Origin of the sequence: Luteimonas marina (assembly GCF_007859325.1) — a bacterium.
In the GTDB taxonomy this organism is placed as follows: Bacteria; Pseudomonadota; Gammaproteobacteria; order Xanthomonadales; family Xanthomonadaceae; genus Luteimonas; species Luteimonas marina.
Genome location: NZ_VOHK01000004.1, coordinates 430,388 through 443,948, shown reverse-complemented (window position 1 = coordinate 443,948; position 13,561 = coordinate 430,388). Strand labels below are relative to the sequence as shown.

Annotated in this window: 15 protein-coding genes; all 15 read left to right on the top strand. The window is 68.5% G+C overall.

Annotated features, from left to right (window positions below; translation table 11 throughout):
* Positions 1-183 precede the first annotated feature (183 nt).
* The 15 genes from FQY83_RS11265 to FQY83_RS11195 all read left to right on the top strand — a co-directional run bounded on the left by FQY83_RS11265 (position 184) and on the right by FQY83_RS11195 (position 13,258).
* Positions 184-705: a GNAT family N-acetyltransferase gene (locus FQY83_RS11265; protein ID WP_146388028.1), complete on the top strand. Its 522-nt coding sequence runs from the start codon at positions 184-186 to the stop codon at positions 703-705.
* Complete coding sequence (locus FQY83_RS11260; protein ID WP_146388027.1) at positions 702-1,142, top strand: MarR family winged helix-turn-helix transcriptional regulator; 441 nt, start codon at positions 702-704, stop codon at positions 1,140-1,142. Before FQY83_RS11265 ends, FQY83_RS11260 begins: the two co-directional genes overlap by 4 nt.
* A gap of 290 nt (positions 1,143-1,432) precedes the next feature.
* Entirely contained in the window at positions 1,433-3,427 is a 1,995-nt protein-coding gene (traG, locus tag FQY83_RS11255; RefSeq protein WP_146388143.1) for an IncP-type conjugal transfer protein TraG, read from the top strand.
* Positions 3,424-3,864 (top strand): CopG family transcriptional regulator, encoded by a 441-nt coding sequence (locus tag FQY83_RS11250; RefSeq protein ID WP_146388025.1) that lies wholly within the window; start codon positions 3,424-3,426, stop codon positions 3,862-3,864. The genes traG and FQY83_RS11250 overlap by 4 nt, the downstream gene beginning before the upstream one ends.
* Before the next feature lie 47 nt (positions 3,865-3,911).
* Positions 3,912-4,868, top strand: coding sequence for a P-type conjugative transfer ATPase TrbB (gene trbB / locus FQY83_RS11245; RefSeq protein ID WP_146388142.1), 957 nt, complete (start codon positions 3,912-3,914; stop codon positions 4,866-4,868).
* Positions 4,865-5,218, top strand: a complete 354-nt coding sequence (locus FQY83_RS11240) for a TrbC/VirB2 family type IV secretion system protein (RefSeq protein WP_146388023.1) — start codon at positions 4,865-4,867, stop codon at positions 5,216-5,218. Before trbB ends, FQY83_RS11240 begins: the two co-directional genes overlap by 4 nt.
* Positions 5,215-5,481, top strand: a complete 267-nt coding sequence (locus FQY83_RS11235; RefSeq protein WP_146388021.1) for a VirB3 family type IV secretion system protein — start codon at positions 5,215-5,217, stop codon at positions 5,479-5,481. The genes FQY83_RS11240 and FQY83_RS11235 overlap by 4 nt, the downstream gene beginning before the upstream one ends.
* A 2-nt stretch (positions 5,482-5,483) precedes the next feature.
* Positions 5,484-7,934 carry a conjugal transfer protein TrbE gene (gene trbE / locus FQY83_RS11230; protein ID WP_146388019.1) on the top strand — a complete coding sequence of 817 codons (2,451 nt, stop codon included), beginning with the start codon at positions 5,484-5,486 and terminating at the stop codon, positions 7,932-7,934.
* Complete coding sequence (trbJ, locus tag FQY83_RS11225; RefSeq protein WP_146388017.1) at positions 7,931-8,656, top strand: P-type conjugative transfer protein TrbJ; 726 nt, start codon at positions 7,931-7,933, stop codon at positions 8,654-8,656. Before trbE ends, trbJ begins: the two co-directional genes overlap by 4 nt.
* Before the next feature lie 12 nt (positions 8,657-8,668).
* Positions 8,669-9,787, top strand: coding sequence for a P-type conjugative transfer protein TrbL (gene trbL, locus FQY83_RS11220; RefSeq protein ID WP_146388014.1), 1,119 nt, complete (start codon positions 8,669-8,671; stop codon positions 9,785-9,787).
* 12 nt (positions 9,788-9,799) lie between these two features.
* On the top strand, positions 9,800-10,501 hold the full coding sequence (gene trbF, locus FQY83_RS11215) for a conjugal transfer protein TrbF (RefSeq protein WP_146388012.1): 702 nt from the start codon (positions 9,800-9,802) through the stop codon (positions 10,499-10,501).
* The gene (trbG, locus tag FQY83_RS11210) at positions 10,498-11,478 is read left to right on the top strand and encodes a P-type conjugative transfer protein TrbG (RefSeq protein ID WP_146388010.1); all 981 of its coding nucleotides are present in this window, start codon (positions 10,498-10,500) and stop codon (positions 11,476-11,478) included. Before trbF ends, trbG begins: the two co-directional genes overlap by 4 nt.
* 1 nt (position 11,479) lies before the next feature.
* On the top strand, positions 11,480-12,715 hold the full coding sequence (locus tag FQY83_RS11205) for a TraB/TrbI/VirB10 family type IV secretion system protein (RefSeq protein ID WP_146388008.1): 1,236 nt from the start codon (positions 11,480-11,482) through the stop codon (positions 12,713-12,715).
* Positions 12,712-12,951: a DUF2274 domain-containing protein gene (locus tag FQY83_RS11200; protein WP_146388006.1), complete on the top strand. Its 240-nt coding sequence runs from the start codon at positions 12,712-12,714 to the stop codon at positions 12,949-12,951. Before FQY83_RS11205 ends, FQY83_RS11200 begins: the two co-directional genes overlap by 4 nt.
* Positions 12,929-13,258 carry a helix-turn-helix transcriptional regulator gene (locus FQY83_RS11195; protein ID WP_238333470.1) on the top strand — a complete coding sequence of 110 codons (330 nt, stop codon included), beginning with the start codon at positions 12,929-12,931 and terminating at the stop codon, positions 13,256-13,258. Before FQY83_RS11200 ends, FQY83_RS11195 begins: the two co-directional genes overlap by 23 nt.
* Positions 13,259-13,561 lie beyond the last annotated feature (303 nt).

Sequence of the window (13,561 nt, the reverse complement as noted above, 5' to 3'; positions counted from 1 at the left end):
GCGCGACACCTACCGCCTTCAGTGAACCCGGATGGACACATGCGTACTGGCGATGATCCTTCGCAAGCGTTCGGGTCGGCTGGCAGTTGCCGTCGATCGCCTTGCCGATTATGTCCACGACACCCTCGGTTCGGCCGTCACGCATGCGCCGCATGGTGGGCGCGAACCTTTCGGGATTGAGCCATGTCGCCTTTCCTCCAGCTCAAGCGCCTGTCGGAGTCGGACGCCGCGGCGTACTGCGCCCTGCGGCGGCGGGCGGCGGAGGAACTGACGTATCCGCCCGAGCCGCAGGTGCGCGATGAGACCGGGCTGGACTCGGAGGGCATCATCGCACGGCTAAACGAGTATGCGGCCAACGGCACCTGCGTGTGGGGCGCGTTCTGCAACGGCATCTTGGTCGGCACCGCGGCGCTCGGGCACGAACAGCACCGTGCCTATGGCGGCATCGGCTTGCTTTGGGGGGTCTACGTGCTGCCGCGCTACCGCGGCACGCCGGCGTCGCGGCTGTTGATGGAGACGGTGATCGAGCGTTGCAGTCGTGACAAGACTGTCGACCAGATCTTGGCAGCCTGCGCGAGCGACAACGCTGCCGGTCAGCTGTTCCTGCTGCGCTTCGGCTTCGAGCCAATGCGGTTGTTGATCCGCGACGGCTCGATCCGCGGAGATGGAGGTGACTTCCTCTATTTGCGGCGACTGCTGCCATGAGTGGCGACGACGCTATGCAGGACAGGCTGCGGCTGCTCGCGCAGTTGGAGCGGCAAATCCGGATGCTGGGTGATGGCCTGGCCGCAGAGACGACGGCCGGTGGCGTCTCGCCAATCGAGTGGCTGGCGCTGTGCTGGCTTCACGACCATCCCGGCGTGCCGCTGACGGCGCTTGCAGAAGGGCTGCACATGCACATGGGCACCGCCTCGCGGCTGCTGCAGAGTTTGACCGATCGCGGCTTCGTGGAATCGCACCGCTTGTCCGACAACCGGCGACGCTACGCGATCTCACTGACGCCGCTGGGGCGTCGGATGCAGGCGGCGGAGCCTTGCCCGCACGGCCGCATGCGGCGGGCGCTGCACCGCCTGTCCGACGAAGATTTGGCGACCGTGAGTTATATCCTCGCCGGATGCCTAAAGCAAGGTGATCGCGCGTGATGCCCGCGCAGCGAGCGATGCACTTTCTAGAAACTCGATGCGCCTTCGTCACTGACAACAGCCTTATCCAATGACAAGCATGGCCATGGAGCGTTGTAAACGGTGACGATTCGATACAAGTCGTCGCTGGCTGAACTACGCTCACTTTCTCCACGGCAAGCCACGACCTGAAATCTTGCGTTAGCAACTTCAACTGTCACGCAATAGGTCTTTGACCACCTGTCCATCGACGGCGAGCCTTATGCCAGCGACGGTGTTGTCGCGCTGTGTGGGGAATATCTGTCGTGCGCATTCCCGGAGCCGGTGTGCAGGTGGGCCAGGCGCTTGCGGTGCTGGGCGTCGCAGTCGCGGGCATGTGGACGGCGACGCAATGGACGGCGGCGCAGCTTGGCTATCAAGCACGGCTGGGCGAGCCGTGGTTTGAGGTGTCGAGTTATCCGGTGTACGCGCCGTGGCGATTGTTCTCATGGTGGCTGGACTACGAGGCGTATGCGCCGCAGGTCTTCCTTCGCGGCGGGCTGATCATGGTCGGTGGCGTCGCGGTCGCGGTGATGGTGTCCATCGTGGCTCGCACGGCGAAGAGGCGGACGCCGGCTTCGATGCATGGTTCGGCGCGTTGGGCCACGAAGGCGCAGGCACGGATGGCCGGGCTACTGGTCGCGCGCGGTGTGCTGCTCGGCCGGTTGGGCGCGGACTACCTGCGCCACGACGGTCCGGAGCACGTGATGCTGTTCGCGCCCACGCGCACCGGCAAGGCGGTGGGCGTCGTCGTGCCGACGCTGTTGACCTGGCCGCACTCGGTCATCGTCCATGACATCAAGGAGGAACACTGGCAGCTGACCGCCGGGTGGCGGTCGCAGTTCTCGCACTGCCTCTATTTCAATCCCACCGACGCACGGTCGGCGGCGTACAACCCGCTGCTGGAGGTACGGCGCGGCGTGCACGAGGTGCGCGACGTACAGAACATCGCCGACCTGCTGGTCGACCCGGAAGGCGCGCTGGAGCGGCGCAACCACTGGGAGAAGACCTCGCACGCGCTGCTGGTCGGGGCGATCCTGCACGTGCTTTACGCCGAGCCGGACAAGTCCCTGCGCGGCGTCGCCAATTTCCTATCCAACCCGGCCCGGTCGATCGAACGCACGTTGGGCGCGATGATGCGCACACCGCACCTGGGCGACCGGCCGCACCCTGTCGTGGCCGCAGCCGCACGGGAGATGCTCAACCGCAGCGACAACGAGCGTTCGGGCGTGCTGTCCACGGCGATGTCGTTCCTCGGCCTGTATCACGATCCGGTAGTGGCCGAGGTGACCTCGCGCTGCGATTGGCGTATTGCCGACCTGGTGTCTGCACAGGCGCCGGTGTCGCTGTACCTGGTGGTGCCGCCGTCCGACATCGAGCGCACGCGGCCGCTGGTGCGGCTGCTGCTGAACCAGATTGGCCGGCGGCTGACCGAGACCCTGCCGCAGCGCGAGACGCCGCGACGCAGGTTCCGCTGGGGGCGGCGATTGGAGGCCGCGCCCGACGGCCACCCCTTGCTCTGGGTGCTGGACGAGTTCCCGGCGCTGGGACGGTTGGACTTCTTCGAGCAGGCGCTGGCCTTCATGGCCGGCTACCGGATGCGGGCGCTGCTGATCGCGCAGTCGCTCAACCAGATCGAAGCGGCCTACGGCAGCAACAACTCGATCCTGGACAACTGCCACGTGCGCGTGGCGTTCGCGCCAAACGACGAACGCACGGCCCGGCGGCTGTCGGACACGCTCGGCATGGCGACGCAGGAGCACCTGCACCGCAGCTACGGCGGCTCGCGCGGTGCGTTGTGGCTGGACCACGTCAACGTGTCGCGGCAGGCGATCGGCCGGCCGTTGCTGACGCCGGGCGAGATCATGCAGCTGCCGCCGGACGAGGAACTGGTCATGGTGGCCGGGCATCCGCCGCTGCGCGCGCGCAAGCTGCGGTATTACACCGATCCGAACTTCGTCCGACGGGTGCTGCCGCCGCCGGCTCTGTCGGATGGGTCGTATGCCGACGCACCGCCGCGCAGCGTCGACGACTGGAGCGCGATGCCGATTCCGCCGGTGCCGGTGGTCGAGGACGGCATTGACACCGACGGTGTCGGGGACGATGGCGGGTTGCAGCAGCAGGAGGAGATCGCGTGGGCGTTGCGCCCAGCGCCGGCATCCGATCTGGCGGTACTCGATGACGAGGCACCGGCGACGTGGCGCGATCCGCCGCGGCAGCGCGGCGTGCGACAGGTGATCGGACCGGATGGCGGAGTTCCGCTATGAGTCGGGTCCGCCGCAACGTGTATTTCGAGCACGCGCACGACAAGCGCCTGTCGGAGCTGGCCGCGATGAAGGGCGTATCGGTGTCGGGCATCGTCGCCACGGCCGTGGCCGCGTACCTGTCGCCGGAGGGCGACAACCGGGAGATGGTCGCCAAGCGGCTGGACCGGCTCTCGCGCCAGTTCGAGCGGCTGGAGCGCGACCAGACCATCTTGATCGAAACGATCGCGCTGTACGTGCGCTATTACCTGACCGTCAGTGCGCCGCTGCCAGAGGCGCATCAGGCCGCGGCGAAGGCGCAGGGACAGGCGCGGTTCGCGCAGTTCGTGGAGCAGTTGGGCCGCCGGCTGGGGCGCGGGCACAGCCTCTTGCACGACCTGGCGGCAACGCAGCCGGAAGACCCGGCAATCACACCTCATCCACAGGGAGACTCCGCGTGAGCGGCGCTTACTCCCCCGTGGCGGTGTCGCAGGATCGGCGCGTGCGCATGTTGCGCACGGCGTTGGGGCCGGCGATTGCGTCCGCGCTGGAAGACCCGGACGTGGTCGAGGTGATGCTCAATCCCGACGGCAAGCTGTGGATCGACCGGCTCTCCACCGGACGCGCGCCGATGGGCGTGTCGCTCACGCCGTCCGATGGCGAACGGATCATCCGGCTGGTGGCCTCGCACGTACACGCAGAGGTGCACGCGGGCAAGCCGCTGCTGAGCGCGGAACTGCCGGAAACCGGCGAGCGTTTCGAGGGCGTGCTGCCGCCCGTGGTGACGGCGCCGGCCTTCGCGTTGCGCAAGCGGGCAATCGGCGTCTGGCGCCTGGCCGACTACGTGAACGACGGCATCCTGACCGCGGCGCAGGCGGCGTTCCTGCGGCAGGCGGTGCGCGAGGAACAGAACATCCTGATCGCCGGCGGCACCAGCACAGGCAAGACCACGCTCGCCAATGCGCTGCTCGCGGAGATTGCCGAGATCGGCGACCGCGTGTTCCTGGTGGAGGACACGGTGGAGCTGCAGTGCACCGCAGCCGACCATGTGCCGCTGCGCACGCAGCCGGGCGTGGTGACGCTGGCCGACCTGGTGCGCGTGGCGATGCGGTTCCGGCTCGACCGGGTGGCGGTGGGCGAGGTGCGCGGCGGCGAGGCGCTGGATCTGGTCAAGGTGTGGGGCACCGGGCATCCCGGCGGGGTCGCCACGGTGCACGCCGGTTCCGTGCTCGGCGCGCTGCTGCGGATAGAACAGTTGATCCTTGAAGTCGCGCTGGCCGCCCCGCGTGCGCTGATCGCCGAGACGGTCAACGTGGTGGTGTTCATCGCCGGCCGTGGTCGCGCCCGACGGGTGCAGGACATCGCGCGCGTGACCGGCCTAGACGACAGCGGCTACCGGCTGGAGTCGCAAACGCATCTGGCGCAAGCGCCACTCGTTTTCCCAACGACAGGAGATCCGTCATGAAGTCGGAACGATTGCCCGTGGCTGCGCTGCGGGCGCAGCAATGGACGCCCGCGATCAACGCGGCGGCCCTAGGTTCGCTGCTGCTGATGCTCGCATCATCGGTGAGCGCGGGTGGGTCGAGCATGCCGTGGGAAGGGCCGTTGCAGGCCATCCTCGATTCGATCCAGGGGCCGGTGGCGCGGATCATCGCGGTCATCATCATCATTGTCACCGGCTTGACGCTGGCTTTCGGCGACACGAGCGGTGGTTTCCGGCGGCTCGTCCAGATCGTGTTCGGGCTGTCGATCGCGTTCGCCGCATCCTCGTTCTTCCTGTCGTTCTTCTCCTTCTCCGGCGGGGCGCTGGTATGAGCGCCGAACCGCTGCCCGGCTTCGAGGTGCCGCTGCACCGGGCGCTGACCCAGCCGATCCTGCTGGGCGGTGCGCCGCGCACGGTGGCGATCGCCAACGGCACGCTGGCCGCCGCTGTCGGACTCGGCCTGCAGCTCTGGATTCCGGGGCTGGTGTTGTGGATCGTCGGGCACACGCTGGCGGTCTGGGGCGCGCGGCTCGATCCGCAGTTCATGCCGGTGTTCGCCCGGCACCTGAAGCAGCGTTCGCTGCTGGACGTGTAGCCATGCTGCACCTGGCCGAGTACCGCAAGCGTCCCGCCCTGCTCGCCGACTGGTTGCCGTGGGCCGGGTTAGTGGCGCCCGGCGTGGTGCTGAACAAGGACGGCAGCTTCCAGCGCACCGCGCGCTATCGCGGACCGGATCTCGACAGCGCGACCGAGGCGGAGCTGGTGTCGGTGAGTGCGCGGGTCAACAACGCACTCAAGCGGCTGGGTTCCGGTTGGGCGCTGTACGTGGAGGCCGAACGCTTCGAGGCCGCCGGGTATCCGGCGTCGGACTTCCCGGAATCCCTGTCGTGGCTGGTGGACGAGGAGCGGCGCGCAGCGTTCGAGCAGGTCGGCACCCACTTCGAGAGCCGCTACTTCCTGACGTTGCAGTACCTGCCGCCGGAAGACGCACGGGCGCGGGCGTCGCGGGTGCTGTACGAACACGCCGCACAAGGAGATGCCGACTGGCGCGAGCGGTTGGCGGCGTTCGTCGCCGAGTCCGATCGGCTCTACGATCTGCTCGACGGTGTGATGCCGGCGCTGGCGTGGCTGGACGATGCGGCGACGCTTTCTTATCTGCACGGCTGCGTCTCAACACGCCGGCACCCGGTCGCGGTGCCGGCCGTGCCGTTCCATCTCGATGCGCTGCTGGCCGACTGCCCGCTGTCGGGTGGGCTGGCGCCGATGCTGGGCGATCGACACCTTCGCACGGTGACGGTGCGCGGGTTCCCGACCTCGACCTGGCCGGGCCTGCTGGACGAGCTGAACCGGCTCGGCTTCGGCTATCGCTGGGTCACGCGCTTCATTTGTCTCGACAAGGCCGAGGCGGAGACCGAACTCGTGCGGCTGCGCCGCCAGTGGTTTGCGAAACGCAAGTCGGTGGTGGCGCTGCTGCGCGAGACCATCTTCCAGCAGGAAAGCCCCCTCATCGACAACGATGCGGCGAACAACGCCGCCGATGCCGACGCCGCGCTGCAGGAACTGGGCAGCGATGCGGTCGCTTTCGGCTACGTCACCGCGACGGTGACGGTGCTTGATCGCGATGCCAACGTGGCCGACGAGCACCGGCGGCAGGTCGAGCGCGTGATCCAGGGCCGCGGGTTCGTGACCGTGCCGGAAGCGCTCAATGCCGTCGAAGCCTGGCTGTCGTCGATCCCCGGCAATGCCTACGCCAACGTGCGCCAGCCGATCGTCTCGACCTTGAACCTGGCGCACCTGATGCCGGTGTCGGCGGTGTGGGCCGGGCCGGAGCGCAACGCGCATCTCGGCGGGCCGCCGCTGCTAGTCTGCCGCACCGATGGCGCGACGCCGTTCCGGCTGTCGCTGCATGTGGGCGATGTCGGCCATACGCTGGTCGTCGGGCCGACCGGCGCCGGCAAGTCGGTGCTGCTGGCCACCTTGATGCTGCAGTTCCGGCGCTATGCCGGCTCGCGCATCTTCGTCTTCGACATGGGCCGCTCGCTGCGCGCCACGATCCTGGGGCTGGGCGGCGAGCACTACGATCTCGGCGGCGACGGTGGCATGGCCTTCCAGCCGCTGACCCGGATCGACCGCGAGGCGTACCGTGCCTGGGCCGCGGAGTGGGTCGAGGAGCGATTGCGGCAGGAGGGCGTCGAAATCGGCCCGACCGAGAAGGAGGCGGTGTGGTCGGCGCTGGGCAACCTTGCCGGCGCACCCATCGAACAGCGCACGTTGACCGGGCTGTCGGTGCTGTTGCAATCCAACGCCTTGCGGCAGGCGCTGGCGCCCTACGTGCTGGGCGGGGCGCATGGCCGGCTGCTGGACGCCGAGGGCGAACGGCTCGGCAGCGCGGACGTGCAGGGGTTCGAGATGGAAGAACTGATGGCGAGTCGCGCCGCGACGCTGGCGGTGCTGCGCTACCTGTTCGCCCGCTTCGACGAGCGGTTCGACGGCAGTCCGTCGCTGCTGGTGCTGGACGAGGCTTGGTTGTTCCTCGACGACCCGGTGTTCGCCGCGCGCATCCGACAGTGGCTGAAGGTCTTGCGCAAGAAGAACGTGTCGGTGGTGTTCGCCACCCAGTCGCTTGCGGACGTGAAGGACTCGGCGATCGCGCCGGCGATCATCGAGAGCTGCGCCAGCCGGATCTTCCTGCCGAACCCGCAGGCGATGGAGCCGCAGATCCGCACGGTCTACGAAGGCTTCGGCCTCAATTCCCGCCAGATCGAGCTGGTCGCGACCGCGCAGCCGACGCGCGACTACTACTACCGCTCGCGCGTGGGCAATCGCCTGTTCGACCTGGATCTCGGGCCGGTGGCGCTGGCCTTTGCCGGCGCCTCGACCCCGGCCGACCAGCGGGACGTCGACCGCGTGCTGGCGGAGGCCGGTGTGCCGGGCTTCACCGGTGCGTGGCTGCGCGAGCGCGGCCTCGGCTGGGCTGCCGACCTTCTCTCTCAAGCACCGGCAGCGCGTGCCGGTGTCCCTTCCCCCGACCCGGAGATTGCGTCATGAAGAAGACCTTGTTGTCCCTGTTGGTGGCCGGTGCGCTGTTTGCGGGTCATGCGCACGCGCAGGCGGTCGTGTTCGACCCGGCCAACTTCCAGCAGAACCTGCTCACCGCCGCGCGCACGCTGGAACAGATCAACAACCAGGTGCGCCAGCTACAGAACGAAGCGCAGATGCTGGCGAACGACGCCCGCAACCTGACCGGCCTCGACTTCAGCGCCTTGCAGGAGCTGCGGTCTGCACTGGCCGACAGCCAGCGACTGATCGACGAGGCCCGCGGGCTGGCGTTCGAGGTCTCGCGCATGGACGAGCAGTTCCGACGTCTGTACCCGGAACGCTACACGGCCGCGGTCAGCGGTGGCGAAATGGCGAGTGACGCGCGCGAGCGTTGGCGCAATTCGTTGGAGGCGCTGCACACCGCGACCCGACTGCAGGCGCAGGCGGTGGAGAACTTCGCCATCGACGAACGGGCGCTGGGCGACCTGGTGGCGCGCAGCCAGTCGGCGGCCGGGCAGTTGCAGGCGGTGCAGGCGACGAACCAGTTGCTGGCGCTGCAGGCACGACAGGCGATCCAGGGCCAACAGCTCCAGCTTGCGCAGGATCGCGCGGTGGCGCTGGAGCACGCGCGCACGCTGGCCGTGCACGAGCAGGCGCGCGAGGTGCGCCGGCGGTTCCGCGGCGAGGGCGTGCCGTACACGCCGACGCCGGTGCGGTTCTACGGCGATTGACGGAGCGCGGACGTGGACGACATCACGGTCATCGACCGCTTCCTCGATGTGTATTCCCGCTACATCGACTCGGGCTTCGGCCTGCTCGGGGGCGAGGTCGCGTTCCTGACCGCCACGCTGGTCGTCATCGACATGACGCTCGCCGGCCTGTTCTGGGCGATGGGCGGGCAGGACGTGATGGGCCGGCTGATCCGCAAGGTGCTCTACGTCGGTGCCTTCGCCTTCATCCTCGGCAACTTCAATGCGCTGGCCGGCATCCTGTTCCGCTCGTTCGCGGGACTCGGACTGACCGCATCGGGTTCGATGATCAGCGAGGCCGAGTTTCTGCAGCCGGGGCGGCTTGCAAAGGTCGGCGTGGATGCCGGCCAGCCGATCCTCGACCAGATCGGCGATTTGGCGGGCTTCCCGCAGGTGTTCGCCAACCTCGATCCCATCGTCGTGCTGTTCCTGGCCTGGCTGGTCGTCATCGTCAGTTTCTTCGTGCTGTCGGTGCAGCTGTTCGTCACGTTGATCGAGTTCAAGTTGACCACGTTGGCGGGTTTTGTGCTGGTGCCGTTCGCGCTGTGGAACAAGACCGCGTTCCTGGCCGAGAAGGTGCTGGGCAACGTGGTGTCGTCCGGGATCAAGGTGCTGGTGTTGGCGGTGATCGTCGGCATCGGCACGGGGCTGTTCGACGAGTTCCGCATGGTGCCGGACGAGCCGTCGCTCGACTACGCGCTGGCGGTGATGCTCGGATCTCTGACGTTGCTTGGGCTCGGGATCTTCGGACCTGGCATCGCGACCGGCTTGGTATCGGGCGGACCGCAGCTCAGTGCCGGCGCCGCGGCGGGCACCGCTCTGGGCGTGGCCGGCAGCGTCACCGCAGTCGGTGCCGCCGTTGGTGTGGGCCGCGCCGCGATGGCGGCGAAGACGGCCTCTGCCTCTGCTGCCTCCGCACCGCGCGGTGGCGGTGGCACGCCTGCGACGACAAGACCCCAGGGTACAGGCGAGACACCTGCCTGGGCGCAGCGGCTGCGCGAGCGCGGCAGGAGCGCGATGCACGGCGCGGCGATGGCTGCGCACGCACTGCGCAGCGGCGATGCGGGTGGTGGCGGTGCGTCGCCGAGCCTGCGCGATCCCTCGAATCGGTAAAGGAGAGAGACGATGCGCTTCAGACGACCGCGCGTGCGCTATGCGGAGACACCGGAACCGGCAACGCCATACCAAGCGGCCGGGCAGGTCTGGGACAAGCGGTTGGGCACGACGACCGCGCAGGCGGCGAACTGGCGGCTGATGGCCTTCGGCTGCCTGCTGCTCGCCATCGGCATGGCCGCCGGGCTGGTCTGGCGCTCGGCGCAGTCCATCGTCACGCCCTACGTGGTGGAAGTGGACAGCGGCGGGCAGGTGCGCGCGGTGGGCGAAGCAGTGACGCCATACCGGCCGACCGAAGCACAGATGGCGCACCACCTCGCGCGCTTCGTGACGCTTGTGCGTTCGCTGTCGATCGACCCGGTGGTGGTGCGGCAGAACTGGCTCGACGCCTACGGCTACGCCACCGACCGGGGCGCGGCGGCGTTGAACGACCATGCGCGCAGCAACGATCCCTTCGCGCGCATCGGCCGCGAGACGGTGGTGGTGCAGATCACCAGCGTCGTGCGGCTCAGCGACAGCTCATTCCAGGTGCGCTGGACGGAGCGGCGCTACGTCGATGGTGCCGGCGCGGGGCTGGAGCGGTGGACGGCGGTCATCTCGTTCGTGCTGCAACCGCCGCGCACCGCCGAAGCACTGCGCCGCAATCCGCTGGGGATCTACGTCAACGGGCTCTCGTGGAGCCGCGAACTCGATACCGAAGGAGTGACGCCATGAACGTGTGGATGCGTGTTGCTGTGTTGCCGCTGGGACTCGCGCTGGCCGGCTGCGCGACGTCGGCGAAGAAGCCGCCGGCGATCACGCTGGACGAGCCGGCGGTGGAGGCGATTGCCGAGGTCGAACCGGACGCGGCGGTTGCCGAGGCGTTCGCGATACCGGAGGCGCTGCGGTGGCCCGGACAGTGGAAGCCGTTGCCGGTGAAGCCGACGCCGAAGGTCGAACCTGCCGACGTGCAGACAGGCGTGACGCAGGCGCTGAACGAGGCGCGGGTGGCGCCGGTGCGCGGGGGCTTCGTCAACGCGACCCAGGTCTGGCCTTACGTCGAGGGGGCGCTGTACCAGGTCTACGCCAGTCCCGGCCGGGTGACGCTGATCGCGCTGCAGCCGGGCGAGCAGTTGGTCACGATGGCCGCTGGCGACACCGTGCGCTGGGTCGTCGGCGATACCGTCAGCGGCAGCGGCGGGGAACAGCGCGTGAGCGTGCTGGTGAAGCCGACGCGCCCCGACCTGCAGACGAACCTAGTCATTACCACCGACCGGCGCACGTACCTGATCGAACTGACCTCGACCGAACAGACGTGGATGGCGTCGGTGTCGTGGGACTATCCGCAGGATCGGATGCGGGCGCTGCAACGGCGCGCGCAGGAAGCGCAGCCGCCAACGCAGGTCGGATTGCCGCTGCAGGACTTGCGCTTCCGCTACGCGATCACCGGCGCGAATGCGCCGTGGCGCCCGCGGCAGGCGTTCGACGACGGTCGCGCGGTCTACATCCAGTTCCCGGCCGGGATCGCGCAGGGCGAACTGCCGCCGCTGTTCGTGGTCGGGCCACGCGGCGAAGGCCAGTTGGTGAATTACCGCTACCTCGCGCCGTACTACGTCGTCGATCGGCTGTTCGGCGCCGCGGAACTGCGCCTGGGCGGCGATCGGGCCGAGGTGGTGCGCATCGAGCGCACCGACCGCGCGGACAGGCGCTGAGATGGAAACGCAAGCCGCCCCGAAGCTGCCGCCCGAGTCCGTCGCGCTGCGCGCGCCGCCGCGGCCGGTCACGCGCCTGAACCGCCGGATGCTGGTCGCGCTGTCGGGCGCGCTGGTGCTGGCGATACTCGGCGCGACCTGGTGGTCGCTGCACTCGTCGCAGCGGCGGGCGATGGAGGGGCCGGGCGAGCTGCACAACGTCGAGCGGATCGCCCGTACCGAGGCGCTGGATCGGCTGCCGGAGGACTACACCAAGTTGCCGCCGCCGCTCCTGGCCATGCCGGAGGAGGACGAGGCGTTGCCGCCCGACGTGCCGGAACTCGGCGAACCGCTGCCCGGCGACCTGGGCGCACCGATCCTGCGCGCCGAGCGCGAGGCGCAGGGCTACGCCTACGGCGAAGATCCCGCCGAAGCCGAACGACTGGCGCAGGTGAAGGAAGCGGAGGAGGCCATGCGCTCGCCGGTGTTCTTCGGCGGTGGCGCGCGTGCGTCGCGCGGCGTCGATGGCGCGGCGACGGGATCGCTTTCGGCTCCGTCGCAGTTCGATTCGTTGCTCGCTGGCTTGTCGCCCCCGCAGGGCGAACAGTCGCCGACGACCGCCACTGAAACCCGCAACCGCGGCGAGTTGCAGCCGCCGGCGTCGCCCTATCAGGTCATGGCCGGGACGGTGATCGCCGCGGCGCTGGTGACGGGCATCCGCTCCGACCTGCCGGGCGAGGTCATCGCGACCGTGACCGAACCCGTGTATGACACCGCGACCGGGCGGCATCTCCTGATCCCGCAGGGTTCGCGGCTGCTCGGGCGCTACGACAGCGACGTCGGCTACGGCCAGCGTCGCGTGCAGGTGGTCTGGCAGCGCGTGATCCTGCCGGACACGTCCTCGCTGACGCTGGACGGCTTCGTTGGCGCCGATCCCGCAGGCTACGCCGGGCTTGAGGACGGCGTGAACATGCACTGGCGCCGCCTGTTCGCCGGCGCCGCGCTGACCACGCTGCTGGGCGTCGGCGCCGAGCTGGCCGCGCCGGAGAACCGTGACGGCAACCGCATCGTGTATGCCGGCCGCGACAGCGCGCAGGAAGTCATCAATCAGGTCGGCCAGGAGGTCACGCGGCGCAACCTAGACGTGCAGCCCACGCTGACCATTCGCGCCGGGATGCCGGTGCGCGTCCTCGTCGGCCGCGACCTGGTGCTGCGGCCGTATCGCCCCGCGGCGTTGCGGGTGGGAGCGGAGCCGTGAGTGCGAACAAGCTACGGCTCGGCCCGCTGCCGAAGACCGAGACGGTGCGTTTCAGCTTCAACTGCAGCAAGGCGCTGCAGGCGGATCTTGAGCAATACGCCACGCTGCACGCGCAGACCTATGGCGAGCCGGTCGATGCGCCGACGCTGGTGCCGCACATGCTCGAAGCGTTCATGGCGCGCGATCGGGAGTTCCGGAAGCGGAGATCGGCGCATGGCTCGCGACACGGAGCATAGTCAGATGTTGCCGACTGAAGGTGGGCTCCGCGTGATTGTGCTGCGCCGAATCCCCGAGACGGGCTTCCTGCGGTTGCATCAGATCATCGGCTGTCCCGCGCGAAACGGAAAGCCGGCGATCCCGGCAATCATTCCGGTGTCGCGTTCGACTTGGTGGGCCGGCGTCAAATCCGGACGCTATCCTCAGCCGGTACGTTCGTTGGGACAACGCATCACCGCTTGGCGGGTGGAAGACATCCTGAGGCTTCTGGATGAAGCCGGTGAAGCAGGGCGGCAGCCGATCAGGCATCGCAGTCTCGATCCGTGAGATTGGACGGAGTAGGGTGTTCCTTGGGGATCGAAATGGTATCGGAGCAGGGGAATGAACTGGAACATGGTGTTGCTCAGGGGGCTGTGGCGTCCAGCCGGAGTCTTGTTGGTCAGCTTTGCAGTTGCGCTGCTGTTGTTGCGCGCCGGGAATTCCCCGCTGACTGAGGGTTTTGCGCAGTTTGGAACGCGGATCTTTCAGGCCGGATCACTAGTCGCCCTTGTCTGGGCTGCGTACTTTTTCTGGCGTCTAGTGCGCTGGGAAAAAGGGAGTGTTCAGCCGTGCCGCTTCTGTGAAGGCCCG